We start from the raw sequence: 23,817 nt of genomic DNA, 5'->3' as shown, positions 1-23,817 counted from the left end.
TGAAATCCAGTGGTTCAGCCCCCACTGGTGCGGTGTTAAGTGCCTGGCTGGTTGGGCAGTGTTGTGGCGCACGCCTGGCCGCTGGCCCAGGCCCATTGGAAGTTGTACCCACCCAGCCAGCCCGTCACATCCACCACTTCGCCAATGAAGTACAGGCCAGGTTGCCTGGACTCCATGGTTTGCGAAGACAGGTCTCGCGTGTCCACGCCGCCCAAGGTCACTTCGGCTTTTTTATAGCCTTCGCTGCCGCTGGGCGTGAGCGTCCAGTCGGACAGCGCTTGCGCCAGTTTGTTCAAGGCTTTGTCGGGTACGTCGGCCGATGTGCGTTGCAAGTCGGGGTCCTGGCTGACCCAGGCCTCGGCCAAGCGGCTGGGCACCCAGGTGGCCAGCTCGTTGCCCAGCAATTTTTTGGAGCGCAATTTGGCCCCTTGCAGGCGTTCGGGCAGATTCAAGTCCGGTGCCAGGTTCAGGCGAATCGGTGTGCCTTCTTGCCAATAACTGGATATTTGCAGCACGCCCGGGCCTGACAAACCCCGGTGGGTGAACAGCAAGTCCTCGTCAAAATGCATGCGGGTTTTCTTCTCGCCTGTGCTGATGCCCACGGGCAAAGCCAGACCCGCCAGCTGGGCATAAGGCGTCCAGGCGGCACCGTCAAAAGTCAAAGGCACCAGGCCGGCGCGGCGCTCCACCAGGCGCAGGCCAAACTGCGTGGCCACTTCGTAGCCCCAGCCTGTGGCCCCGATTTTGGGGATGGACAAGCCACCCGTGGCCACCACCAAGGACCTGGTATGGATTGGGCCTTGTGTTGTGTCGAGTTCGTAGCCGCCATCGGCCAAGTGACGAACAGCTTGCACGCTGCAACCCATTTTCAGGGTCACGCCACCCGCTTCGCATTCGGCCAGCAGCATGCGGATAATGTCTTCAGCCGAGTGATCGCAAAACAGCTGGCCCTTGTGCTTTTCATGGAAAGCGATGCCGTGCTTTTGCACCAGATCGATGAAGTCTTGCGGGGTGTAGCGCGACAGGGCCGAGCGGCAAAAATGGGGGTTCTGGCTGATGAAATGTTTTTGTGGGGCGCTGGCGTCGAGCAATCGATTGGTGAAGTTGCAGCGCCCACCGCCCGAGATGCGGATCTTTTCGGCGATCTTCTCGCTGTGGTCCAGCACCAGCACCTTGAGGCCACGCTGGCCTGCCACGCCTGCACAAAACAAGCCGGCAGCCCCAGCACCCACGATCACAGCATCCCATTGGTTCATGCGGGAGAGTGTAGCTTGGTAAAGTGTTGTTCATGCGCATGTAATGCGCATAGAATCCTCTGCAACGAAGGCGTACGCCATGTCAACTTTTGAATCTAACGCTAAAAAACCAGTCAACCTCTCTCTCAGCGAAGCGCTGGTGCAGGAGTCCCGCGCTTATTGCGGCAACCTTTCTGCCAAGGTCGAAGAAATGCTGCAGGCGTATGTGGTGGCTGAGCGCCAGTCTCGCCAGCAGCACCGCGAGCAAGCCCAGCGGGCTGTGACGGACTGGAACACGCTGCACGATGCCGCTGGCTCTTACGCCGATGAGCACTCCACGCTCTGAAACTCGAGCGATGCCGCAATACGACGTTCACCTGAACCCAGGCGCCATGCGTGCCACCGTGCCCATGGTGGTCTTGGTGCAGTCTTCGCTGTTTGACGGCTACCGTCGAAGGGTTGTGGTCCCGCTGGTGCTGCGCTCGGCCTTACCCGCCGGGGGCAAAGTGGCAGGCACGCGCATGAACCCAGTGTTCAAAATCAAGGGGCAGACCTTGGTGCTGCATCCGCTGGACATGGTGTCTGTGGCCAGCGAGCAGTTGGGCCAGTTTGTGGGCAATCTGGCCGATCAAGGGCAGTTGATCGCCGATGCCCTCGATGAGCTGCTCACGCGCAGCTGGGGCTGAAATCAGGCCACTTTTTGCGAGGCGTTGGGCTGCGAGGCCCAAGCCCGTGCACCCTGCACCACATCACCCACCACGATGATGCTCGGGCTTTGCAGGCCTTCGCGTGCCAGGGTGCCCACCACCTCACCGAGCGTCGTCAGGGCTTCACGCTGCTGGGGCAGGCTGACATGCTGCACGATGGCCACGGGCGTGTGTGCGGGCAGGCCTTGCAACAAACCAGCCCTGATGTGTTCCAGGCTGCTCACGCCCATGTAAATGACCAGCGTCAATTTGGCCTGCCGAGCGGTGGCGGCCAGCTGTGACCAATCGGTCCCGCCGTCGCCGGGTTTGGCATGACCGGTCACAAACACCACGCCGTGCGCATGCTCGCGGTGGGTCAGCGGCGCCCCCAGACTGCTCATGCCGGCCAGGCCCGAGGTGATGCCGTTGACCACCTCGACGTCGATGCCTGCGGCGCGCAGGTGCTCAACTTCTTCACCGCCCCGACCAAAGATGAACGGGTCGCCGCCTTTGAGGCGCACCACCTGCTCGCCTTCTTGCACGGCGGTGATCATCAGTTTGTCAATGAAGGCCTGTGGCGTGCTCTGGCAGCTACCGCGCTTGCCCACATGCACGATGCGGGCGCTGGGCGAGGCGTGCTCGAGCACGGCGTCGTTGACCAGGTCGTCCACCAGCAGCACCGTGGCGCTGGCAATGGCTTTCACCGCTTTGAGGGTCAGCAACTCCGGGTCGCCGGGGCCTGCGCCGACCAAGGTGCAACGGCCCGTGCTGGGGGTGTTCATGGCTTGACCTCGTGCAGGATGTGTTGGACTTGCAGTGCAATCGCCTGGGGCACGGGCAATTTATCGCGCAAAACATGTTGGATGTAAGCCGCCGTGGCCGCAGCATCCGGGCCAGGCAGGTCGGGCACTTGCCACAGCGCGCCTTCTTGTGGGGCCTGCACGCGCCGTGTTTGCCTGTCTTTGAAAAGATCCATCGCAGGCGTGCGCCGGGCATCGGCCACGCTTTCGCCTTCGGTGCCGCGCAGCAGCAGGGCGTGCTGACCGGTCAGGGCAAAGGTGGCCGACATTGACAACAAATATTCAGGGTGGGTGTAGCTGCTCACCACCAGCGCGGGTCCATCGCAGGGGTTCATGAGCTTGACCAAGCTGTGCCCGGGGTTGCGCAGGCCCACCACGCGGCGAACGGAAAGCAGGCGTTCAAGCCCGGCGTTTAGCGCATCCGTGGGCACAAAAACCACTTCACCGGCTTTCGCTTGCGGTGATTGGCCAGAAGCGGCCATGCCCAACTCGGCCAGCACCGCTTGGCTGCTCACGCGCTTGTCTTCGGTGGCCGTGCCATGCAGGACCACCGCCACGCCTTCGCGCGCCAGCAGCAGGGCCAACAAGGGCGTGAGCACCGGCAGTTTGCGCGCGCCGTTGTAACTGGGGAGCACCACGGTGGGCGCTTGGCCGTTACGGACCTTGTTCAGTCGCGCATGGGTGGCGTCCAGAAAACCGGCCATCTCCTCAGCAGTCTCACCCTTGATGCGCATGGCGATGCAAAACGCGCCCAGCTCCAGGTCGCTCACTTGCTGGTCCAGGATCAGCCCCATCAGGTCGGCCGCTTGCGCGCGGCCAAGCGCACGCGCGCCGTCTTTGCCGCGTCCAATGTCCTTGATGTAGTGGCCGATTCCCATGCCGGCGATTGTGCGGGATACCAGATAACTTTTCGTTATATGTGTATGGCGCTCAGGCCGGTGCCATGCCGTGCTGCCGCTTGAGCGCATCACAGGCAGGCGACTGCCAGAAGGCCAGCAGCGCACGCATGGCATCAGGCTGGGCGCAAGACGCCGCCACCGAGCCCGAAAAGGTGGTGATGATCTCGACCGACGGGGGCAGTCCGCCCACGATGGTGATGCCCGGCACGCCCAACATTTCGCTCAGCTGCTGAAAGCCCAGCGCCACTTCGCCTTGCGCCACCAGCGAGCCCACCGGCACGCCGGGTTTGGCTTGAACGAGGCGGTCCTTGATTTTTTCGGCGATGCCCCAGGCCTCGAACTGTTTGGCCAATTGCACGCCGCTTGGGCCCGTGGAATAGCCCAGCGTGGGCGCGGCCAGAACAGCGGCTTGGAGCATGGCTTCGGTCGAAATGTCGGGCACGGGTTGGCCCGCAGGCACGGCCACCGCCACGCCCGAGCGCACCAGGTCGGCGCGGCTGCCTGCCAACACATGGCCGCTGCCGACAAGTTTGTCGATGGCGTCGCTGGCCAGCACCACGCCGTCAAAGGCTTCACCGGCTTGCACGCGCTTGGCGGCATCGACGCCGCCGACCGACTCGATCAGCACCTGAACGTCAGGCGCTTGCGCCTTGTACAGCGCCGTCAGATCGGCCAGCAAAGGCTTGGTGGCCATGGAAGAAATCAGTCGCAGTGTGGTCATGGTGGGGGCTTTGAAAAGAGGCTTCGTTGGCCATTGGATTATGGCCAAAGGCCTGGCCCGCACCCGTGCGCCGCTTAAACTCGCGGTCATGAGAATTTTGGGAATCGAATCTTCTTGCGACGAAACAGGCGTGGCCTTGGTGGAGACCACGGGCAGTGCCATGCCGCGCCTGTTGTCGCACGCGCTGTTCAGCCAGATCGAAATGCACCAGGCCTATGGGGGTGTGGTGCCCGAGTTGGCCAGCCGCGACCACATCCGCCGGGTGTTGCCGCTCACGCGCCAGGTGCTGGCCGAGGCCGGGGCCACTTTGGCCGAGATTGACGTGCTGGCCTACACCCGGGGGCCAGGACTGGCCGGGGCTTTGCTGGTGGGCTCGGGCGTGGCCTGTGCTTTGGCCGCAGCCCTGGGCAAGCCGGTGCTGGGTGTGCACCACTTGGAGGGCCATCTGCTCTCGCCATTTTTGAGCGCCGACCCGCCCGAATTCCCCTTCATCGCCTTGTTGGTGTCGGGGGGCCACACGCAGTTGATGCGGGTGGACGGCGTGGGCCGCTATGAATTGCTGGGCGAAACCATCGACGACGCCGCGGGCGAAGCCTTTGATAAATCGGCCAAGCTCATGGGCCTGCCCTACCCGGGTGGCCCGGGCCTGTCGCGTCTGGCCGAGCAGGGCAACCCAGCCGCTTACAAGCTGCCGCGCCCGTTGATGCACAGCGGGGATCTGGACTTTTCTTTTGCGGGCCTCAAAACAGCGGTGCTGACCCAAAGCCAGAAAATTGGCCCTGCTGCCCGCACTGAGGGCGCGCCCGAGCGGGCCGACCTGGCCGCATCGACCCAGGCTGCGATTGTCGAAGTGCTGGTCAAAAAATCGACGACCGCGCTCAAGGCCTTTGGCATGAAGCGCTTGGTGGTGGCCGGTGGCGTGGGGGCCAACCGCGAGCTGCGCGCCCAGCTCAATGCGGCTTGCGCCAAAGCCCAAGTGCGGGTGCATTACCCCGAGTTGCACCTGTGCACCGACAACGGCGCCATGATCGCCATGGCCGCGGCCATGCGTTTGCAAGCCGGGGTGCAAACCGCCCAAGCGCTTTACAGCTTTGACGTCAAACCGCGCTGGCCCTTGCAGGAACTTAGCCCCGTTAGAGTTCCCTGTGTAAGCCCCGTTTGAATGCGGGTTAACCCGAGGGTGTGTGCCTGGGCTGGTTAAACTCCGGCCCTTTGCTAGCGCGCGATGGGTCACGGCCTGGCGTCACTCTGTTTATGGTTTCACTGTTTCTTTTTTCTCGACGCACTTGGGTGAGTTTGGCTTTTGCCTTGTGTTGGGCGCCTGCCCATGCCTCTCCTGCGCCCATTCGTCTGGCGCTGATCGAGGGCCTGAGCGGCCCCTTTGCCAACACGGGTGAATCGGTGGTGCGCAACATCGCCTGGGCGGTCGAGCGGGTCAATGCCCGCGGTGGCGTCCCCACCGCTCAAGGCATTCGACCCATGCTGTTGACTCGCCACGACAGCAAAGGGCAAAGTGAAGAGGCTTTGTCGGCCCTCAAATCGGCCATCGACGACGGCGCACAGGTCGTGTTGCAAGGCAATTCGTCGGCCAATGCGGCGGCCCTGATCGACGCCATCAACAAGCACAACGAACGCGAGCCCAACCGGCGCGTGCTTTTTCTGAATTACTCGGCAGTCGACCCGGCCTTGACCAACGAGAAATGCAGTTTCTGGCATTTCCGTTTCGATGCCCATGCCGACATGCGCATGGCAGCGCTCATGCAGGTCTTGCGCGAAGACCAAAACGTCAAGTCGGCCTATTTGATCGGTCAGGACTACAGCTTTGGTCAGGCCGTTTTGCGCGAGGCCCGGCGGCAGTTGGGCGCGCAGCGCCCGGATGTTCAGATCGTGGGCGACGAGCTGCACCCCATGGGCCGCGTCAAAGACTTCTTGCCCTACGCTGCCAAGATCAAGGCCAGCGGTGCACAGGCTGTGATCACGGGCAACTGGGGCAATGACCTGACGCTCTTGGTCAAGGCCGCGCGCGAAGCGGGTTACGAAGGCAAGTTCTACACCTTTTATGGCAACGCCTTGGGCGCGCCTGCCGCCATCGGCGAGGCCGGTTTGGGGCGTGTGATTGCGGTGGCTGACTGGTTGCCCAATGTGCCGGGCGAGGCCAGTGCGCAGTTTTACAAGTCGTTCCGCCAGCGCTTTCCCAAGCCTTCCGAGGACTATGTGCACCTGCGCATGCAACTCATGATCGAGGCTTTGGCACAGGCGGTGGAAAAAGCCGGGGGCACCGATCCGGTGGCGGTGGCCTTGCAGCTGGAAAAAGCCCGCATCACCATCGCTGGGCAATCCGGCAGCATGCGGGCACAAGACCACCAGTTTCAACAGCCACTGGTCGTGGGCGTGATGGCCCGCCAGGGCACACCGGGTGTGCCTTTTGACGCAGAAGGCTCGGGTTACGGTTTCAAAGCGGTGCGCCAAATCAAGGCTGAGCAGGCCCGCCTGCCCAGCACCTGCCAGATGGTGCGGCCAGGGTCCTGAGGGATTTTTCCGGCCTTTTTTCAATGACCCTGACGCAGGGTTTGACCCAATGGCCGATGGCGTCACAGCAGCTAGCATAAAGGCCTGATTTACTTAACTTGCTAAGCATCTGGCGTTGGCGCTCCCGCCTTGGGTTTGCCGTGTTCTGTTCAAGACCCGCCAGCACCATCCCAGCACCCCCTGACATGCACATCGCACACAATTACATCGACGGCCAATGGCTCAAGCCCAGCGGCGTTCACGCCATCGGGGATTCCTTGAATCCGGCCACAGGCGAAAAAGCGGCCCAATTTGTAGCCGCCAGCGTGCAAGAGGTGGACGCCGCCATCGCCAGCGCCCGCACCGCCTTTGAATCCACCACTTGGGCGCAGCAACCCAAGCTGCGCTCGGACGTGCTGCGTTTGTTCGCCGATCGCCTGGAGCATAACAAGGCGCAAGTGGTGCAAACGCTGGTGCAGCTCAATGGCAAATTGCAGCGCGAGGCCGAGGGCGAAGTCATGGCCGGCATTTCCGAGCTGCGTTACTACGCCGGGTTGGCGCGCAACCTGTTTGGCCGGGTCATCGAGATGGAGCCCGATGTTTACTCGCACATCGAGCGCGAAGCCATCGGTGTGGCCGCCATCATCGTGCCCTGGAACGCACCTGTGACCTTGCTGGTGCGCTCTTTGGCTCCGGCGCTGGCCGCAGGCTGCACCGTGGTCATCAAGGCGGCGCACCAGACCGCGCTGGTGCACACCCAAGTGTTGGCCTGTCTGGTGGCCGACGAGCGCATTGCGGCAGGCGTCATCAACTCCTTCATTGAGCAGGACATCGTGGCCACGCAGCACCTGTGCACCCACCCCGAAGTCGATGTCATCAGCTTCACCGGCTCGACCCATGTGGGCCAACAAATTGCCTTGTCGACTGCCAAAAACCTGACCCGTTTGTCGCTGGAGTTGGGCGGCAAGGCACCCGCCATTGTGCGTGCCGATGCCAACATGAGCGCTGCTGTGCGCGGCATTGTGGGCGGCGCTTGCGTCATGGCCGGGCAGATGTGCACCGCCATCAGCCGGGTGCTGGTGCACGAATCGCTGGCCGCCGAATTCTCAGCGCAACTGGCCCAGGCTTTGGCCCAGGTCAAAGTGGGGCCAGGCGACCAGCCGAGCTCTGGCATGGGCCCCTTGATTGACCAGCGTAACCAAGCCCGTTTGCTGGAAGAGATGCGCGCGGCTGCGACCGATTGCCGCGTGCTGTTGGCGGGCCAAGTCCCGGCTGACACGCCCCGCGGGGGTGCGTTCATCACGCCCTCGCTCGTGGCCACGCAAGACCTGAGCAGCCATTTTGTGCAGGACGAAATTTTTGGCCCCATGATCACCCTGGAGACCTTCGCTTCAGACGAGGAAGCCGTGCAACGTGCCAACGCGACGCGTTACGGCCTGGCCGCTTCGGTGTGGACCGCCGACCACCGGGCGGCTCGCCAAATCACACGGCGTGTCAAATTTGGCAATGTCTGGGTGAACGCGCACAACCGCTTGTTTGCCGAAATCGAGACCGGTGGCTACCGGCAAAGCGGGTTTGGCCGTTTGCATGGCGTGGAAGGCCTGAACGATTTCATGGAAACCAAGCATGTGTTCATGCCCTGCCACGATTGACCCTCGCCGATGACCGATTCGACTCCGCCCAAGACGCCACACACCACCGCCCGTTTCTTCTTGGAAGGTCTGCAAGAGACCGGCATCCGTTACCTGTTTTCCAACCTGGGCACCGACCATGTGACCCTGATCGACGAGATGGCCCGCCTGCAAGCCGAGGGCCAGGCCATGCCCGAGGTGGTGCTGTGCCCGCATGAAAACGTGGCCATCCACATGGCGGGCGGTTACGCCGCCGTCACAGGGCAAGGGCAGGGCGTCATGGTGCATGTGGATGCTGGTACCGCCAATGCGGCCATGGGCATGCACAACCTGATGCGGGCGCGTTTGCCGGTGCTGCTCATGGCGGGCAAGGCCCCTTATGCCCTGCATGGCGAAGTGCCCGGTGCCCGCGACAACTATGTGCACTACGTGCAAGACCCGTTCGACATGGCCTCGCTGGTGCGCCCCTACGTCAAGTGGGAATACAACCTGCCCTCGGGCGTGGTGGCCAAAGAGGTGATGCGCCGCGCCCACAGCGTGATGCACACCGAGCCTGCGGGTCCGGTGTACATGACGCTGCCGCGCGAGACCTTGGCTGAAACTTGGGCACCCGAGCAGGTCAAGTCTTACCCCGCCGCCCGCTATGGCGCGGTGCACATGGGCGCCTTGCCTGCCGAAGCCACGCTGCAAATTGCCCGCGAGTTGATGGCGGCCGAGAACCCGCTGGTCATCACTTCTTATTTAGGTCGCAAGCCCGAGGCGGTGCAGGCGCTGGAGGATTTGGCCGAAGTGTGTGGCATTCGGGTGGTGGAATTCAGCCCCACTTGGCTGTGCATTTCGCGCGAATCGCCGTGCTTTTTTGGCTTTGACGCCACGCCGCTTTTGCCCGAGACCGATTGGGGTTTGTTGCTGGACATCGACGTGCCCTGGCTGCCCCACCAAACCCGCCCCCGCGAAGACACCCGATGGGTGCACATCGACGTGGACCCGATCAAGAAAGACTTTCCGGCCTGGGGTTTTGCCAGCGATGTGCGCTGGCCTGCCGACTGCGCGCAGGCCTTGCGCGACCTGCACCAGGCCGTGCTGTCGCTGGCCGACGAGGCCTTTCACCGGAAGGTCGCTGAGCGCATGGCCCGCTGGCCTGCGCAGCGCCAGCAGCGGCTGGAACGTGTGGCCGCCGCCGCACAAAATCCGGGGATAGAAGACGCCCTGAACCCGGCTTGGGTCTGCGCCCAAATCGGCCTGCAGCTGCGTCCAGACGACGTGGTCATCAACGAAGCCATCCGCAATTCGCCTGCGGTGTTGCAGCAAATCCCACGCACCCGCCCCATGAGTTTCTTAGGGGGTGCGGGCGGGGGCCTGGGCTACAGCGCCGGCATGGCGCTGGGCGTCAAGCTGGCCAGGCCCAGCGACCGGGTGGTGCACATCGAAGGCGATGGCGGCTTTCATTTTTCGACCCCCACTTCCGTTTATGCGGTGGCGCAAGCCCAAGGCCTGCCGATCTTCACCGTGGTGCTGGACAACGGCGGCTGGCAAGCGGTCAAGGAAGCTGTGCTGCGCATGCACCCCGACGGGCCCGCGGCCCAAGCGGGCGAGTTTCAGGCCCGCCTGAAGGGCGACAAGCGCCAGTTTGAACAGGTGGCCCAGGCCTTTGGTGCGCATGGCGAAAGGGTCACCCGCGCCGAAGACTTGTCAGCGGCCATCGCCCGTTGCCTGCAGGCGCTGGACCAAGGCCGCGCCGCCTTGCTGGTGACTTCTGTCGCCAAGATTTGATTTTCACCCCGATAAAACAGGAGACAAACCATGACCACCCGCCTCACATCCCCCGCACGCCGCAAGCTGGTGGCCACCGCCGCCTTGTCGTTGGCCGCATCTTGGGCCACTTTGGCCCCGGCCCTGTCTTGGGCACAAGCGGCCTGGCCCAACAAGCCTGTGCGCATCGTGGTGCCTTATGCACCCGGTGGTGCCAACGACATTTTGGCGCGCGTGGTCGCAGAAAAGTTGGCCCCTGTTTTGGGCCAGCCGGTGTTGGTCGAGAACAAACCCGGCGCGGGTGCCGCCGTGGGCACCGAATTTGTGGTCAAAGCCGCGCCCGATGGCTACACCCTGCTCATGGCCGCCAGTGGCCCCATCGTGTTCAATCCGGCACTGGTGGCCAAGCTGTCCTATAACCCGATCACCGATCTGGTGCCTATTTCTCTGGCAGGTTCTTTCCCCATGATCCTGGCCGTCAACGAAGCCTCGCCAGCCAGAACCTTCAACGAGTTGGTCGCCTTGTCCAAAGCCAACGCGGACAAAACGAACTATTCCTACCCCTCGGCCTCCTTCCAGTTGGTGATGGAGCTGGTCAAGGCCAAGTCGGGTCTGAAAGCCCTGAATGTGCCCTACCAGGGCAGCGCGCCCTCCATCAACGCGGTGCTGACGCAAGAAGTGCAAATGACCTTGATTGACTCGGGCCCCATCGCCGCGCTGGTCAAGTCCGGCAAGTTGCGCGCTTTGGCCGTCACGTCCGAGCAACGCCTGGCCAGCTACCCGCAAGTGCCTACGCTCAAAGAGCAGGGCATCGATTTGGCGGTGAATTTCTGGAGCGGTTTGCTGGCCCCGGCGGGCACGCCTGCGCCCATCGTCAAGCGCTTGCAAGAAGAGATGGCCCGCATCATGGCCTTGCCGGACGTGGTCGAGCGCATGGCCAAGCTGGACATCCGTCCCGTGGGCAGCAGCAGTGCAGACTTCGCCAAAACCATTGCCACAGAAATCCCCTTGTGGACCCAGGTCGCCAAAGACAACAACATCAAGGCGCAATGAGCACACCTCAGCGCATCGCCATCGCCGGGGCGGGCATTGCCGGATTGACCACCGCACTGGCCTTGCTGCAGCAAGGCTTCAAGGTCGATGTGTTCGAGCAAGCCGCGCAGCTGGGTGAGCTGGGCGCGGGCTTGCAAATCTCGCCCAACGGCTCAAGCGTCTTGCTGTCGCTGGGTTTGGGTGAGGCTTTGCAGGCCTGTGTGTGCCAGGCCCGGGGCAAAGAAATCCGCATGTGGGACACCGGCCAGCGCTGGAAGTTGTTTGACCTGGGCGACGATTGCCTGGTGCGTTTTGGTGCGCCTTATTGGATGGTGCACCGGGGCGACTTGCACCGGGTCTTGCTAGACGCTTTCGAGGCCCGGGCGGACCGCCCCGTGCGCTTGAACGCGCGGGTGGTCAAGGCCCGCAGCACTGACTCGGGCGTGTCTTTTGAATTGAACGATGGCTCGCAGCACAGCGCCCATGCTTTGCTGGGGGCCGACGGTGTGCATTCGGTGCTGCGCGAGCAGTTGCTGGGCGAAGACAAAGCGCAATTCACCGGCTTGCTGGCCTGGCGCGGGCTGGTGCCTGTGGAGCGCGTGTCTGAACACCTTCGGGCGCAGGTTGGCACCAATTGGGTCGGCCCGGGCGCGCACGTCATCACGTACCCGGTGCGTGGCGGGGCCTTGATGAACGTGGTGGGCATCATCGAGCGTGAAGGCTGGCGCAGCGAGTCCTGGACCGAGCGCGGTACCCACGCCGAGCTGCTGCAAGACTTTGGCCACTGGCATGCCGATGTGTGCGAGCTGATGTCGGCCATTGAGCAGCCTTTCAAATGGGCCCTGCTCGGCCGTGCCCCGCAAACCGGCTGGGCGCTGGGAAACATCTGCCTGCTGGGAGACGCCGCGCACCCCACCTTGCCGTTTTTGGCGCAGGGGGCCAACATGGCCATCGAAGACGCCGCCGTCATGGCGCGCTGCCTGGCCTTGGATGAACCGACCGAGCACGCCTTGGCCCGCTTTGAAAAACTGCGCTGGCAGCGCACCGCCGACATCGTCAACCTGTCGCGTGACAATGCCCAGCGCTTTCACAACCCCCAGCTGTCGGACCCCGCCAAAGCGGTGGACTATGTCAGCAGCGAGTGGGCGCCCGAAAAAGTGCGCCGCCGCTATGACTGGCTGTTTGAATACGACCCCTTGAAAGTGCCGCTATGAGCCTGGACACGCCTGTGTTGGTAGTGGGCGCAGGGCCGGTGGGCATGAGCCTGGCGCTTTGCCTGGCGCGCCGTGGCATCGCCTGCACCTTGGTCGAGATGCGGCCTGCGGGCGCGCTGCCCGATGTCAAGTGCAACCACATCTCGGCCCGCAGCATGGAGCTGTTTCGCGCCTTGGGCGTGGCCCAAGACCTGCGTGCCGCAGGCTTGCCCGATGACTATCCGCACGACGTGTCTTACCGCACCAGCACCGTGGGGCAAGAAATTGCCCGCATCCACATTCCCGGGCGCAGCACCCGCCTGACCGACCATTCCGGCCCCGACGGCGATTGGCCCACGCCCGAGCCACCGCACCGCATCAACCAGCGCTACATCGAGCCGATTTTGGCGGGGCATGTGCAAAAGCAAGCTTTGATCACCATGCTGTACCGGCACCAAGTGCTCGACTTCGCGCAAACCGACAGCCAGGTGGGCGTGCGCATTCAAAACCTGGACACGCCCGATGCGCCACCGCTGCAGCTGCAAGCGGCCTACCTGGTGGGCTGCGACGGCGGCCGCTCGGCGGTGCGCAAAGCCATTGGGGCCCAACTGGTGGGCGACGAGGTGGTGCAGCGGGTGCAAAGCACCTGCATCCGCGCGCCTGGCTTGATGGCGCGCCTGCAGGCCCCGGCGGCCTGGGCCATGTTCACTGTCAACCCCCGGCGCAGCGGCAACATCTACGCCATCGACGGCCAAGAGGTCTGGTTGATCCACAACTACCTGCGCGACCACGAAGCCGACTTTGACGCGGTGGACCGCGACTGGGCCATCCGCACCATTTTGGGCGTGGGCGAAGACTTCGAGTACGAACAGATGAGCCGCGAAGACTGGATTGGCCGCCGCCTGGTGAGTGACAAACTGCGCGAAGGCCGCGTGTTTTTGGCCGGAGACGCCGCGCACCTGTGGGTGCCTTACGCCGGTTATGGCATGAACGCGGGGCTGGCCGATGCGGCCAACTTGGCTTGGCACCTGTCGGCGCAAATCGAAGGCTGGGCCGCGCCCGAAGCCTTGTCGGCCTACGCAAAAGAACGCCACCCGATCACCGAGCAGGTCTCGCGCTTTGCCATGAACCACGCGCACGCCATGAGCCAGCGTCGGCGCGAGATTCCTTTGAATCTGGAAGACGACAGCCCAGAGGGGCAAGCCGCTCGCGAGGCCTTTGGTCAAAATTTATACGACCTGAACGTGCAGCAATACTGCTGCGCGGGCCTGAACTTTGGCTACTACTACGACCAGTCGCCCGTCATGGTGTACGACGGCGACCAAGCGCCCGAGTACAGCATGGGCAGTTTCACGGCGTCCACCGTGCCCGGTTGCCGTGCACCGCATTTCTGGCTGGGTGAAGGCCAGTCGCTGTACGACGCCTTGGGGCCCGCTTACACCTTGCTTTGCCTGAAGCCGGGGCATGACGACGCACTGGAGGCCCTGCAATCCGCGGCCGAACACCAGGGCATGCCGCTGCGGGTGCTGGACGTGTCGGGCCTGAACGACTTGCCGGCCGAATACCAGCACCCCTTGCTCATGGTGCGGGCTGACGCCCACACCGTGTGGCGTGGGCATGGGCTGGATGACGCGTCAGCCCAAGCCTTGGTGGCCACTTTGTGTGGCCGAGTCGGCCTTACTCCAGCTTGATGTTGGCCTTCTTGATCAGATCGCCAAAGCGCGTGAATTCCTGACGGTTCAATTGCGCAAATTGCTCGGGCGAGATGCTGCCCGGCTCGCCACCCAGGCCTTTGAGTTTGGTCTGGATGTCGGGCATTTTCAGGATTTTGGCGAGCTCGGTTTGCAGGCGCTGCGTCACTTCGGGTGGGGTGCCGCTGGTCACGAACATGCCGTACCAGGTGCTCATCTCGAAGCCGCTCACGCCGGCCTCGGCCAGCGTGGGCACTTGGGGCAACTCGCTGCTGCGGGTGGCGGTGGTCAGGGCCAAGGGCTTGAATTTGCCGGCCTTGATCTGGCCCATGGCCGACGAGGTGGTGTCGAACATGATCTGCACGTTGCCCCCGATGATGTCCAGGTGCGCCTGGCTGCTGCCCCGGTAGGGCACATGGATGCTCTTGACGCCAGCGGCCAGGTTGAAGCCCTCGCCCGCAATGTGCTGGGTGCTGCCCACGCCGGACGACGCGTATTTGAACTCGTTGGGCTTGGCTTTCATCAAAGAGACCAATTCGGCCACGTTGTTGGCAGGCACGTTGGCCCCCACCACCAGCACGTTGGGCACCGTGACGATCAGGCCCACAGGAGTCAGGTCCTTGATCGGGTCAAAGCTGAGTTTGATCAGATGCGGAGCAATGGCCTGGCCGGTGTTGGTGGCGACCAGCAAGGTGTGGCCGTCGGCTGGGGCTTTGGCCGTCAGGTCGGCGGCAATGGTGTTGGAGGCACCGGGTTTGTTATCGACCACAAACGAGCCCTTGAAGGCCTCGCCCATTTTTTCGGCCAGCATCCGGGCAATGATGTCGGTGCCGCCGCCTGCGTTGGCCCCCACCATGATGCGCACCGGCTTGTTGGGGTAGCTTTGCGCCAGGCCCAGCAACGGGGCGGCAAGCAGGGCGGTGATCAAAATTTTCTTCAACTTCATGACAAGGTCTCCTGGGGGCTGGTGAGGTTTTGACGGTGTGAGGTGGCCATGCGGGCGGCCAATTCAAAAGCGTTGATCATGGCTTGGGGATTGGCCACACCCTGACCTGAAATGTCGTACGCCGTGCCATGGGCCGGGGTGGTGATGGGGCAGGGCAGGCCGCCGTGCACCGTCACGCCCTGCTCAAACCCCATCAGTTTCATGGCGATCTGGCCTTGGTCGTGGTACATGGTCACCACACCGTCGTAACCGCCTGGCGAACGGATGGCACGCACAAAGGTGGTGTCCGCTGGGAAGGGGCCGTCGGCGGCAAAACCCAGGGCAGCAGCTTGCTGCACACCCGGCGTGATGATGCGGCCTTCCTCGTCGCCGTAGTTGCCGTTGTCGCCGTTGTGCGGATTGAGTCCACAGACCGCGATGCGCGGACTGGCGACGCCAGAGGCCTGCAGGGCCTGCGAAATCATGCGGATGGCGTCTGCCACTTTCTCAGGGCTGAGCAAGCTGGAGACTTCGCTCAGGGGAACATGCGAGGTGACGCGCGCGGTCCAGAGGTTTTTCAGCACATTGAGCTCGCCGCACACGCCGGTGAAGTGCATGTGTTCGGCAAACCAGCGCAGTTCGTCTTCTTGTGTCATGCCGCCTTGGCGCAGGGCTGACTTGTTCAGCGGGGCAAAGCAAAAGGCATCGGCTTGGCCTGAGGTCACCAGGTCCACCCCGGCGGCCAAGGCCTGGATCATGTAGCGGCCATTGTGGGCGTTGGCCACACCGCGTTCAAAAATAGAGGCATTGGCGCCAGACCAGTCGTGCCAGACCACTTCGGGGGGGGCCTGAATCACGCCCTTTTGGCCGATCAGGATCACCCGAGCGTGCGTTGTCCACGAGGGGTTTTGCAGCATTTTTTCGACCAGCTCAGGGCCGATGCCTGCAGGGTCGCCCGTGAACAGGGCCAAGGTGGGGAGTGTCATGGATGGATATGTGGGTGAGGGGCACTGGCGGATGCGCGTAATCCGTAATTACGGATAATGCTAAGTTGGCGGATGAACCCGGTCAAGCTCTGGTTTTCCCCCATACTTCCACCCCATGCCCTCACAAGACCCCTCCAGCCAGATTGAGCGCGTCCCGCTCCACGAAGAAGTCACCCACCGATTGCGCGACATGATCGTGTCCTTGCGCCTGCGGCCGGGTGAACGCATCCAGGAACTGGAGGTGGCCCAATTGTTGGGCGTGTCTCGCACACCGGTGCGCGAGGCGATCAAGGTCTTGACGGCCGAAGGCCTGGTGGAGCTTTTGCCTTTGCGCGGCGCCATCGTGAAGGCTTTTTCGGCCAAGGATGCGCGCGACATGCTGGAGGTGATCGCTCTGGTGGAGACCTATGCGGGCGAGCGGGCATGTCAGGCCGACCCAGCCCGGATCGACGCGATCCTGGAGATGCACCAAGAGATGAAGCGGTTGTTTGAAGCCCGGCAGAGGCTGGCGTATTTCGCGCTCAACCAGCGCATCCACGAAGCCCTGATTGCGCTGGCCGACAACGACACCTTGAGCATGACTCACGCCACGCTGAGCAAACGCATGCGCAGCCTGCGCTACAGCGGCAATTCCACTCCGGAAAACTGGACTGCGGCCATGTCCGAGCATGAGCAGATGATGGTGGCCCTGGCCGCCCGCGACGGGCAGGCCCTCTCGCGCATCATGGGCGAGCACATCCGCAACACCTGGCCGCGCATCCAGGATGTGGTGAACTGAGACCATTTGCGGCAAACTGGGCTTGTCCCGCGTTGGCCCATGACTTCCGCGCAAGACGGATCACGCCTTTGCGCCAAAAAAAACCTTTGCGGGGGGCTGCCTGGCGCTTACTGCGCGGCCTTTGACCAGTCCACCCCCGCGTCCAGTGGGTAAATCGGTCGCCGCAAATTTTTGAACTGCAGCTCGCTGTAGTCCGATGTGCAGGCCCCGGCTCCTGCGCATTCCACCGTGGCACCGGCCAGGTGGCCCAGGCCTGCGCGCCAGTGCACCCGGCTTTTGAGCACCACAAAACGCTTTTGCGTTGGGTCCATGCCCAGGCACAGCAGGGCGTTCACGTCAAAGGGCTCGACATGCCGCGAGATCAGCGCCACCTCCACATCGCCCGTGTCGATCACCACCGCTTGGCCCATGTTCTGCCGGGCGCCCTGGCTCATCGGGCCTTTGTTGCGGTATTTGCCGTTCGAGATCAGCTTGACCACCCCCGACAACTCGATGGGGGCGCTGTGGTGCGGCATGAGCGGCATGGCCATCTTGCCGCCCACTTGCAATCGCACCTGCGCGCCGATGCCCGCTGCAATGGCTTCTTGTACCGCTTGCGGGTCAAAAATCGCAAACACCGCCACGTTGTGCAAGCCTTGGCGCAACACCTCGGCCAGCACGGCGGTGGTGTCCATGGTGCCGCCCGAAGCGGCGTTGTCGTAATGGTCCAGCAGCATCACTGGAAAGTCGGTCAGCGTTTTGGCGCGGGCCACCGACGCGGCCAGCGGTTCCAGTTCGTACACCCACTGCGCCCGGCTGTCCCAGGCCATTTGCATCAGCTCGTCGCGCAGACGCTGGGCCAGCGCTGGGTCGTTGTCGGTCACCACCACCACCGAAAGGCCCGCGTTTTCGATGTCGGCATGCGGAAAACCGGTGAACACGCTGGCGCACAAAGCACCTTCTTTCTCCATTTGCTGGGCGCGCGCTTGGATGGAACGGTTGGGCTCGTCCAGGGAACTTTGCCGCATGATGTGCGGGATCATCGGCAAGCGCCCCCAGGCCGTGGTGGGCTGCGCCTGGCCCTGCAGCAGCTTGAGCAAGGCCGATCCCGCCCGCACGCCGGTGCCGTACATGTCCACATGCGGGTAGGTCTGGTAACCCGCCACGGTTTGCGCCAGCTCGACCATGTCGGCGTAGACGTTGGCGTGCATGTCGTAAGCCACACCGATGGGGGTGAGGGGGTCGAGGGCGCGGATGCGGCGCAGCAACTCGCCTTCGCCGTCCTCGTGGCTCTGGCTCACCATGGCGCCATGCAGGTCCAGCAAGATGCCGTCAAAACCGCCCCGCGCCACGGCCTGCAAAATCGCTTGGCTCATGGCCTCATAGGCCTGGTCAAACACCAGCCCGCTGGGCGCGGCGTGCGCACCCAGGGCCAGCTCGAACTCGGCCCCCGCCTGCTCGGCCAAATCAATGAACGCCCCGGTGGCCGTGCCCGTGCCGCGAAACGCTGCAATGGCCGCCTCGCCTCGCGGTGGCGCTTCACCTGGCCCCAGCGCAAAGCGCTGCAAGTCGGTGGGCACCGGCGAGAAGGTGTTGGTCTCGTGCATCATCATCGCGATCAGCAAACGCATAGGGCCTCCAGTTCAACAGACGCCCATGATCGCCCCGTGCGCTGGCAGGGCACAGTCACCGAGGTGCCAGCGTGGTCAAGGATGTGCGTTTGTCCGGATTGACAGCCAGTCTCGCGGGATCAAGACTGAACGCCCTTAAGGAGATGAGGCATGTTCCCTTGCATCGACACACTCAGCGCGGAATCGGCCCACGAGCGCGGCCAAATCTATGGCCGCCAGGCCCAAGACCGCATCCAGCACAGCGTCATCACCTACGCACGGTTGTTTGCCGCTTGCGGCATCGACTGGGCCAACGCCTGTGAGCGCGCCATGCGCTTTGAGCCGGTGATCGAGCAGGTTGACGCCGACCTGATGGCCGAGTTGCGCGGCATGGCCCAAGGCAGTGGCCAAAGCCTGGGCAGCCTGATGGCGCTGAACTGCCGCACCGAAATCTTGCCGCCCACGTTTTTGACGGACGCCCCACACCAGAAAGAAGCCGCATTGGCCGCCATGGCCGCCAACCGCGCCGCAGGCCTGCCCGACTGGTTGGCCGATGCGCCCTGGGACGGCGCTTTGAAAGACGGCGAATGTACCGCCATGGGCGTGACCGCCGCCGCCAGCCGCACGGGCCAAGCCTGGCTTGCGCAAAACTGGGACTGGATGGGCCGCCAGCGCGAAGCCCTGGTGCTGCTGCACACCCAAGGCCCCAGCGGCCAAAGCATCACCACCCTGACCGAGGCCGGCATGCTGGCCAAGATCGGCATCAACCAGTCGGGCTTTGCGCTGGGCCTGAACATCCTGCGCTCCCACCGCGACGGCAGCCGCCTGGGCGTGCCAGTGCATGTGCTGCTGCGGCATTTGCTCGATTGCGATTCCGTGGCGCATGCCCGTGAGCGTTTGCAGGCTTTGCAGTCAGATTTGGGGCTGGGTTTTGGTGCCGCTTCCAACGTGCCCTGCGCCGACGCCAAGGGCCAGGTCGCCTGTTTTGAAGTCTCACCCGCAGGCTGGGCCGAAGTCACGCCCACCGACGGCGTGGTGGTGCACACCAACCATTTCGTGTGTGAATCGCTGTTGGCCGAACAAGCCCCCATGGGCCCGGGTTTGTCAAGCCACAACCGCCTGAGCACCGCCGGGCAACACGCTTTGAAAACCCCCATCGGTCAGGCTGATTTGGAACACTTTTTGCGCGACGAATCGGATGGCTTTTTGTCCATCTGCCGCAGCCCCGACCCCAGCGTGCCGCCTGAAAGCCGGGTCGAAAGCGTGGCCGGCATCGTCATGCACACCCAGCCCCCGGCCATGTGGGTGGCCTGCGACGTGCCCTCGCGCGTGGCGTTTGAATCGGTGCCTCTGGCCAGGGCGGCACTGCCTGCCTGAGGGAGCTGCTGGGCGCTCAGGCGCCCAAGTGCCGCACCGCGTCTGACACGCACATGCCCAGCTGCAGGCCTTGCGCCAGGGCCAGCGCGTTCAGGCCGTTGACCACGCCGTTGTCCAGCCCGTCTTGCGCCTCGCCAATGCGGGCCGAGGTGTGCGCATACAAAATCGCCAGCACACCCACCGCCTGCAATTCATGCAGCGCCACGCGGCCAGCATCGTCCTTGCCGCCACCGGCGTCGTTGAAGGCCACTGCAAAAGGTTTGTGGGTTTGTGCGGTCACAAAATGCGAGGCCGACAAGCCCCCGTGCGAGCCCGACACGATCACTGTGTCCGCATGGCTGGCGTTGACCAGCGCAATCGAGTCCAACAAAACCAGTGCGCGCTGCGTCATCGCGTTTCTCTTGCCACATCCTGCTCGAAGTTGGCAGCCTTCAAGGGGGCTTTTTCGGCCATCCAGCCGCTGTAGACGGTTTGGAAATCGGCCACGATCTGGGCCAGCGGCATGTCGTCAAAGGTGCCGCGCTGGTTCACGTACTCCATGTGCCGGTTGCCCGCCTTGTCAAAGGGGTGGTAGATCGAGTCGTTGCGACCATCAAACTCCAGCGGCAACAGGCCGAACTTGTCGCACAGCTCGATGTTGAAGGCGGGCGTGGCTTTGACCCATTGGCCGTCCAGCCAAATGTCGGCATAGCCGTGCCAGATGAACACATCGGTCTGCATGGTCTGGCGCAAGCGCTCGGTGCTCAGGTGGTTGCGCACATCGGCGTAACCTAGGCGGGCGTGCAGACCGGCGGCGCGGCAAGCCGCCGCCATCAAGGCCGCTTTGGGCACGCACCAGCCCGAGCCTTGGGCCATCACCGAGCTGGCCCGCATGCCTTCGGTGGACAGCTCGATGCGGTAGGGGTCATAGCGGAACTGGTCGCGCACCGCCAGGTACAGCGACACAGCGCGTTCGCGGTCGGTGGCGCCTTGCGCGTGCTGGCGCGCCAAGGCAATCACATCAGGGTGGTCGCTGTCGATCAAGGCCGTGGCGGCCAGCGTGGCGGGGGAGGGCAGGTCGTCGGTCATGCGGATCACTGTAGCGCGTGTGCCAGCGCCGAGCTGTCACGCTGGCTATAGTGGCTTGTCGTGCCCTGGACGGGGCGCAATTCAGGAAAGGCCCTCATGGCGTCGGTGTTGAATTTCGGAGCGGTGCGTGTGCACCTGGGCGAAAAATCGGGCAAATACCCCGACGGGAATCAGCTGATCGTGCAAGGGGCCGACATGCGCGTGGCCTTTGACACGCCCGAGGTGGCCAACCGCATCGGCCCCGAGCTGGACACGGTCGACCTGGTCATCCTGGGCCATGTGCACGAGGACCACATGGCGGGGCTGCACCGCCTGCCCCACGCCCCGGTTCAGGTGCACGAGGCCGATCTGGCCGCCGCCCAATCGTGGGATGGCCTGTGCCAACACTACGGTTACCCCGCCGACGTGTTGGACGCCATGCACGCCATCGTGCAAAAGGATTTCCATTACCAGCCCCGGCCCGACGCCACCGGCTACAGCGATGGCGCGCTGTGGGACTTGGGCGGCGGCGTGCGCGTGCGGGCGCACCACCTGCCGGGCCACACGGCAGGCCACTGCGCCCTGGTGGTGGAAAGTGAAGGCTTGGCCTTCATTGGCGACATCGACCTGAGCGGCTTTGGCCCCTATTACGGCGACGCCACCTCCAGCCTGAGCGACTTTCGCCGCACCCTGAAGAAGGTGGCCGAGCTGGACGCCCGCATCTGGGCCACCTCGCACCACAAGGCGGTGATCACCGACCGGGCGCAGTTTCTGGCCGATTTGGCGCGCTTTGCCAGCAAGATCGATGAGCGCAGCGCGCAACTGCTGGGCTACCTGCAGACCCCGCACAGCCTTCAAGAGCTGGTCAGCCGCCGCCTGCTGTACCCCACAGGCTACGATGTGCCCTTTGTGCCCTGCGCCGAGCGCAACACCATCGGCATGCACCTGGCCGAGCTGCAGACCCAGGGGCAAATCCAGACGCTGGACGATGGCCGCTTTTTGGCTGTTTGATGGACTGGTGCTTTGATTTTTTTGCAACGCCCTTACCCCACACCCGAACAGGAGACAACACATGACCCCCGAACAACTCTTGCAGCACCACGACCAAGCCCGTTTGTGGGACCAGCCCCCCGGCGTGGTGGGCGGCCCCGACACGGCGGCGGCCTATCAAAAAGCCTTGGCCGTGCGCCAGTTGCGCCAGCAGCGTGGCGAAGTGGCCAAAGGCTACAAGATTGGTTTTACCAACCGCACGCTGTGGCAGCGCTACGAGGTGTTTGGCCCCATGTGGGGCACGGTCTGGGATACAGGCCTCAGCGTTGCCGAGCCCGTCGCATCGGGGACTGCCGAAGGCAGCATCGACCTGGCTCATACCTGTCAGCCCCGGCTGGAGCCCGAAGTTGTCTTCGGCATGAAGGCCACGCCAGCGGCCAACGCCAGCATGCAGCAGCTGTTTGAAGCCATCGACTGGATCGCACCAGGTTTTGAAGTCGTGCAGTCGCACGGCCTGGACTGGAAGTTCACCGCCACCGACACCATGGCCGACAGCGGCTTGCACGCCCGCCTGTTGGTGGGCCAAAGCCTGCCTGTTCAGCAACTGGCCGCCGATGCACAGGCCCTGCACACCCTGCTGGCGCAGGCCCGCGTCACGCTGTTCAAAAACGGCCAAGCGGTGGAGCAGGGCGTGGGCACCAACGTGCTCGACAGCCCGCTCAACGCCTTACACCACTTTTTGAAAGAACTGCGCCAATGCCCCGGCGCGGTGGACCTGCAAGCGGGCGATGTGGTCACCACCGGCACCTGGACCGACGCCTGGCCGCTGCAAGTGGGCGAGCACTGGCGCGCCGAGTTTTCTGCACCCCTGGGCAGCCTGAGCGCCCACATGCGTTGATGGCGGAGCACAAGGCGTGCCACAAGGCAGGGGCAAAAAAACGCCCCGGGCCGCAAAGTCCGGGGCGTAAATCAACAAAAATGTCAGGCAATTGCAAGAAGCATGACGAGGCCAGTATACTGTAAATATAAACAGTATTTTCCAGCTTCGATCCTGATCCACCCTTCACCCACCATGCCCTTGCCACGCCGCCGCCGAGACGACTTTGAAGACAGCCGGGTCTACGAATACCCCCAGCACCTGCGCCAAGCCATCGAAGACGCACCCACCGGGGCGGGTGTTTACATCTTCCACGGCCAAGAAGGCGACTTGCCGCTCTACATCGGCAAAAGCATCAACATCCGCGCGCGATTGATGTCACACCTGCGCACGCCCGACGAGGCCCGCATGCTGCGCCAAACCCAGCGCATCAGCCACATCCGCACGGCGGGCGAGATTGGCGCGTTGCTGCTGGAGGCGCAAATGATCAAGGCCCAGCACCCCTTGTTCAACCAAAAACTGCGCCGCAACCAGCAGCTGTGCAGCCTGCAACTGACGGGCGAAGTGCCGCAAGTGGTCTATGCCCGTGACATCGACTTTGCAAGACAGCCCGAGCTGTATGGCTTGTACGCCAGCCGCCATGCGGCACTGGCCGCCCTGCGCGCCATCGCTGACCAGAACAAGCTGTGTCACGGACCGCTGGGCCTGGAAAAATTACGCCCTGGCAAAGCCTGTTTTCGGGCGGCCATCCGCCAATGCGCGGGCGTGTGTCGGGGAGACGAACCCCCCGAAGCGCACCGCGAGCGCTTGTTCAGCAGCCTGCTGGCGCTGCGTGTCGAATGCTGGCCCTACCCGGGCGCGGTGGGTTTGGTCGAGCGCGATGCCGATTTCACGCAAATTCACGTGGTGAAGCACTGGTGTTATTTGGGCAGCGCCCCCACCCCCGAATCGGCCCGCGAACTGAGCCAGTCAGCCAGCCAGGTGGCCGCCCATTTTGATGCCGACGGCTACAAGATTTTGTGCCGCCCGGTGCTCACGCAAAGTGTGGACATTGTGTTGTTGTGAGTCCGCACTGCAATCAGCCCATTCGGTAGATGACT

Annotated in this window: 23 protein-coding genes; 14 read left to right on the top strand and 9 right to left on the bottom strand. The window is 63.5% G+C overall.

Going from position 1 to position 23,817, the window contains the following annotated elements:
- Positions 1–35: 35 nt before the first annotated feature.
- Positions 36–1,256: an NAD(P)/FAD-dependent oxidoreductase gene (locus Q0O99_RS04185; protein WP_293748862.1), complete on the bottom strand. Its 1,221-nt coding sequence runs from the start codon at positions 1,254–1,256 to the stop codon at positions 36–38.
- 79 nt (positions 1,257–1,335) lie between these two features.
- On the opposite strand from Q0O99_RS04185, the gene Q0O99_RS04180 reads away from it, so the two are divergent.
- On the top strand, positions 1,336–1,581 hold the full coding sequence (locus Q0O99_RS04180) for a type II toxin-antitoxin system CcdA family antitoxin (protein WP_293748860.1): 246 nt from the start codon (positions 1,336–1,338) through the stop codon (positions 1,579–1,581).
- 10 nt (positions 1,582–1,591) lie between these two features.
- Entirely contained in the window at positions 1,592–1,921 is a 330-nt protein-coding gene (locus Q0O99_RS04175) for a CcdB family protein (RefSeq protein ID WP_293748858.1), read from the top strand.
- 2 nt (positions 1,922–1,923) lie between these two features.
- On the opposite strand, the gene cobA is transcribed toward Q0O99_RS04175, so the two are convergent.
- From cobA to Q0O99_RS04160, 3 genes are read right to left on the bottom strand one after another with little or no spacing between them, the layout of a single operon-like run.
- Positions 1,924–2,703 carry a uroporphyrinogen-III C-methyltransferase gene (gene cobA / locus Q0O99_RS04170; RefSeq protein WP_293748856.1) on the bottom strand — a complete coding sequence of 260 codons (780 nt, stop codon included), beginning with the start codon at positions 2,701–2,703 and terminating at the stop codon, positions 1,924–1,926.
- Positions 2,700–3,599 carry a DNA-binding protein YbiB gene (ybiB, locus tag Q0O99_RS04165; RefSeq protein WP_293748854.1) on the bottom strand — a complete coding sequence of 300 codons (900 nt, stop codon included), beginning with the start codon at positions 3,597–3,599 and terminating at the stop codon, positions 2,700–2,702. The genes cobA and ybiB overlap by 4 nt, the downstream gene beginning before the upstream one ends.
- Before the next feature lie 52 nt (positions 3,600–3,651).
- Positions 3,652–4,341 carry a substrate-binding domain-containing protein gene (locus Q0O99_RS04160; protein ID WP_293748852.1) on the bottom strand — a complete coding sequence of 230 codons (690 nt, stop codon included), beginning with the start codon at positions 4,339–4,341 and terminating at the stop codon, positions 3,652–3,654.
- Between the two features lie 88 nt (positions 4,342–4,429).
- Here Q0O99_RS04160 and tsaD point away from each other — a divergent pair, with 88 nt between their 5' ends.
- From tsaD to Q0O99_RS04125, 7 genes are all read left to right on the top strand, one after another.
- The gene (tsaD, locus tag Q0O99_RS04155; protein ID WP_293748850.1) at positions 4,430–5,503 is read left to right on the top strand and encodes a tRNA (adenosine(37)-N6)-threonylcarbamoyltransferase complex transferase subunit TsaD; all 1,074 of its coding nucleotides are present in this window, start codon (positions 4,430–4,432) and stop codon (positions 5,501–5,503) included.
- 92 nt (positions 5,504–5,595) lie between these two features.
- Positions 5,596–6,870, top strand: a complete 1,275-nt coding sequence (locus tag Q0O99_RS04150) for a branched-chain amino acid ABC transporter substrate-binding protein (protein WP_293748849.1) — start codon at positions 5,596–5,598, stop codon at positions 6,868–6,870.
- 185 nt (positions 6,871–7,055) lie between these two features.
- Positions 7,056–8,501: an aldehyde dehydrogenase family protein gene (locus Q0O99_RS04145; protein WP_293748847.1), complete on the top strand. Its 1,446-nt coding sequence runs from the start codon at positions 7,056–7,058 to the stop codon at positions 8,499–8,501.
- 9 nt (positions 8,502–8,510) lie between these two features.
- Positions 8,511–10,253 (top strand): thiamine pyrophosphate-requiring protein, encoded by a 1,743-nt coding sequence (locus tag Q0O99_RS04140; protein WP_293748845.1) that lies wholly within the window; start codon positions 8,511–8,513, stop codon positions 10,251–10,253.
- A gap of 30 nt (positions 10,254–10,283) precedes the next feature.
- The gene (locus Q0O99_RS04135) at positions 10,284–11,285 is read left to right on the top strand and encodes a tripartite tricarboxylate transporter substrate binding protein (RefSeq protein WP_293748843.1); all 1,002 of its coding nucleotides are present in this window, start codon (positions 10,284–10,286) and stop codon (positions 11,283–11,285) included.
- Positions 11,282–12,478: an FAD-dependent monooxygenase gene (locus tag Q0O99_RS04130; RefSeq protein ID WP_293748841.1), complete on the top strand. Its 1,197-nt coding sequence runs from the start codon at positions 11,282–11,284 to the stop codon at positions 12,476–12,478. Before Q0O99_RS04135 ends, Q0O99_RS04130 begins: the two co-directional genes overlap by 4 nt.
- The gene (locus Q0O99_RS04125; RefSeq protein WP_293748839.1) at positions 12,475–14,148 is read left to right on the top strand and encodes an FAD-dependent oxidoreductase; all 1,674 of its coding nucleotides are present in this window, start codon (positions 12,475–12,477) and stop codon (positions 14,146–14,148) included. The genes Q0O99_RS04130 and Q0O99_RS04125 overlap by 4 nt, the downstream gene beginning before the upstream one ends.
- Here Q0O99_RS04125 and Q0O99_RS04120 read toward each other — a convergent pair.
- Together Q0O99_RS04120 and Q0O99_RS04115 are read right to left on the bottom strand one after the other, a co-directional pair.
- The gene (locus Q0O99_RS04120) at positions 14,135–15,094 is read right to left on the bottom strand and encodes a tripartite tricarboxylate transporter substrate binding protein (RefSeq protein WP_293748836.1); all 960 of its coding nucleotides are present in this window, start codon (positions 15,092–15,094) and stop codon (positions 14,135–14,137) included. The two genes, Q0O99_RS04125 and Q0O99_RS04120, sit on opposite strands and share 14 nt — an antisense overlap.
- Complete coding sequence (locus tag Q0O99_RS04115; RefSeq protein WP_293748834.1) at positions 15,091–16,059, bottom strand: 4-hydroxythreonine-4-phosphate dehydrogenase PdxA; 969 nt, start codon at positions 16,057–16,059, stop codon at positions 15,091–15,093. Before Q0O99_RS04115 ends, Q0O99_RS04120 begins: the two co-directional genes overlap by 4 nt.
- Before the next feature lie 115 nt (positions 16,060–16,174).
- Between Q0O99_RS04115 and Q0O99_RS04110 the strand changes: the two genes are divergently transcribed.
- Positions 16,175–16,837: a GntR family transcriptional regulator gene (locus tag Q0O99_RS04110; RefSeq protein WP_293748832.1), complete on the top strand. Its 663-nt coding sequence runs from the start codon at positions 16,175–16,177 to the stop codon at positions 16,835–16,837.
- Between the two features lie 107 nt (positions 16,838–16,944).
- Here Q0O99_RS04110 and Q0O99_RS04105 read toward each other — a convergent pair whose 3' ends face one another.
- Positions 16,945–18,447 (bottom strand): M81 family metallopeptidase, encoded by a 1,503-nt coding sequence (locus tag Q0O99_RS04105; protein WP_293748830.1) that lies wholly within the window; start codon positions 18,445–18,447, stop codon positions 16,945–16,947.
- A gap of 150 nt (positions 18,448–18,597) precedes the next feature.
- Here Q0O99_RS04105 and Q0O99_RS04100 point away from each other — a divergent pair, with 150 nt between their 5' ends.
- Positions 18,598–19,803, top strand: coding sequence for a C45 family peptidase (locus Q0O99_RS04100; protein ID WP_293748827.1), 1,206 nt, complete (start codon positions 18,598–18,600; stop codon positions 19,801–19,803).
- A gap of 16 nt (positions 19,804–19,819) precedes the next feature.
- Here Q0O99_RS04100 and Q0O99_RS04095 read toward each other — a convergent pair whose 3' ends face one another.
- Both Q0O99_RS04095 and Q0O99_RS04090 read right to left on the bottom strand, forming a co-directional pair.
- Positions 19,820–20,194, bottom strand: coding sequence for a hypothetical protein (locus tag Q0O99_RS04095; RefSeq protein ID WP_293748824.1), 375 nt, complete (start codon positions 20,192–20,194; stop codon positions 19,820–19,822).
- Positions 20,191–20,871, bottom strand: coding sequence for a transglutaminase family protein (locus Q0O99_RS04090; RefSeq protein ID WP_293748821.1), 681 nt, complete (start codon positions 20,869–20,871; stop codon positions 20,191–20,193). Before Q0O99_RS04090 ends, Q0O99_RS04095 begins: the two co-directional genes overlap by 4 nt.
- Before the next feature lie 96 nt (positions 20,872–20,967).
- On the opposite strand from Q0O99_RS04090, the gene Q0O99_RS04085 reads away from it, so the two are divergent.
- The 3 genes from Q0O99_RS04085 to cho all read left to right on the top strand — a co-directional run bounded on the left by Q0O99_RS04085 (position 20,968) and on the right by cho (position 23,782).
- Entirely contained in the window at positions 20,968–21,861 is an 894-nt protein-coding gene (locus Q0O99_RS04085) for an MBL fold metallo-hydrolase (RefSeq protein WP_293748819.1), read from the top strand.
- 61 nt (positions 21,862–21,922) lie between these two features.
- Positions 21,923–22,738, top strand: coding sequence for a fumarylacetoacetate hydrolase family protein (locus tag Q0O99_RS04080; RefSeq protein ID WP_293748816.1), 816 nt, complete (start codon positions 21,923–21,925; stop codon positions 22,736–22,738).
- 174 nt (positions 22,739–22,912) lie between these two features.
- Positions 22,913–23,782: an excinuclease Cho gene (gene cho / locus Q0O99_RS04075; protein ID WP_293748813.1), complete on the top strand. Its 870-nt coding sequence runs from the start codon at positions 22,913–22,915 to the stop codon at positions 23,780–23,782.
- Positions 23,783–23,817 lie beyond the last annotated feature (35 nt).

The sequence above is a fragment of the Limnohabitans sp. Rim8 genome (assembly GCF_945901735.1).
Lineage (GTDB): Bacteria > Pseudomonadota > Gammaproteobacteria > Burkholderiales > Burkholderiaceae_C > Limnohabitans_A.
This window is presented reverse-complemented; position numbering and strand designations above follow the sequence as displayed.

Coding starts and splice junctions, on each gene's coding strand:
- Q0O99_RS04100 (WP_293748827.1), top strand. CDS start 18,598: ATGTTCCCTTGCATCGACACACTCAGCGCGGAATCGGCCCACGAGCGC.
- Q0O99_RS04105 (WP_293748830.1), bottom strand. CDS start 18,447: ATGCGTTTGCTGATCGCGATGATGATGCACGAGACCAACACCTTCTCG.
- Q0O99_RS04160 (WP_293748852.1), bottom strand. CDS start 4,341: ATGACCACACTGCGACTGATTTCTTCCATGGCCACCAAGCCTTTGCTG.
- Q0O99_RS04090 (WP_293748821.1), bottom strand. CDS start 20,871: ATGACCGACGACCTGCCCTCCCCCGCCACGCTGGCCGCCACGGCCTTG.
- Q0O99_RS04125 (WP_293748839.1), top strand. CDS start 12,475: ATGAGCCTGGACACGCCTGTGTTGGTAGTGGGCGCAGGGCCGGTGGGC.
- cobA (WP_293748856.1), bottom strand. CDS start 2,703: ATGAACACCCCCAGCACGGGCCGTTGCACCTTGGTCGGCGCAGGCCCC.
- Q0O99_RS04145 (WP_293748847.1), top strand. CDS start 7,056: ATGCACATCGCACACAATTACATCGACGGCCAATGGCTCAAGCCCAGC.
- Q0O99_RS04120 (WP_293748836.1), bottom strand. CDS start 15,094: ATGAAGTTGAAGAAAATTTTGATCACCGCCCTGCTTGCCGCCCCGTTG.
- tsaD (WP_293748850.1), top strand. CDS start 4,430: ATGAGAATTTTGGGAATCGAATCTTCTTGCGACGAAACAGGCGTGGCC.
- Q0O99_RS04135 (WP_293748843.1), top strand. CDS start 10,284: ATGACCACCCGCCTCACATCCCCCGCACGCCGCAAGCTGGTGGCCACC.
- Q0O99_RS04140 (WP_293748845.1), top strand. CDS start 8,511: ATGACCGATTCGACTCCGCCCAAGACGCCACACACCACCGCCCGTTTC.
- ybiB (WP_293748854.1), bottom strand. CDS start 3,599: ATGGGAATCGGCCACTACATCAAGGACATTGGACGCGGCAAAGACGGC.
- Q0O99_RS04175 (WP_293748858.1), top strand. CDS start 1,592: ATGCCGCAATACGACGTTCACCTGAACCCAGGCGCCATGCGTGCCACC.
- Q0O99_RS04095 (WP_293748824.1), bottom strand. CDS start 20,194: ATGACGCAGCGCGCACTGGTTTTGTTGGACTCGATTGCGCTGGTCAAC.
- Q0O99_RS04085 (WP_293748819.1), top strand. CDS start 20,968: ATGGCGTCGGTGTTGAATTTCGGAGCGGTGCGTGTGCACCTGGGCGAA.
- Q0O99_RS04150 (WP_293748849.1), top strand. CDS start 5,596: ATGGTTTCACTGTTTCTTTTTTCTCGACGCACTTGGGTGAGTTTGGCT.
- Q0O99_RS04110 (WP_293748832.1), top strand. CDS start 16,175: ATGCCCTCACAAGACCCCTCCAGCCAGATTGAGCGCGTCCCGCTCCAC.
- Q0O99_RS04115 (WP_293748834.1), bottom strand. CDS start 16,059: ATGACACTCCCCACCTTGGCCCTGTTCACGGGCGACCCTGCAGGCATC.
- Q0O99_RS04080 (WP_293748816.1), top strand. CDS start 21,923: ATGACCCCCGAACAACTCTTGCAGCACCACGACCAAGCCCGTTTGTGG.
- Q0O99_RS04185 (WP_293748862.1), bottom strand. CDS start 1,256: ATGAACCAATGGGATGCTGTGATCGTGGGTGCTGGGGCTGCCGGCTTG.
- Q0O99_RS04180 (WP_293748860.1), top strand. CDS start 1,336: ATGTCAACTTTTGAATCTAACGCTAAAAAACCAGTCAACCTCTCTCTC.
- Q0O99_RS04130 (WP_293748841.1), top strand. CDS start 11,282: ATGAGCACACCTCAGCGCATCGCCATCGCCGGGGCGGGCATTGCCGGA.
- cho (WP_293748813.1), top strand. CDS start 22,913: ATGCCCTTGCCACGCCGCCGCCGAGACGACTTTGAAGACAGCCGGGTC.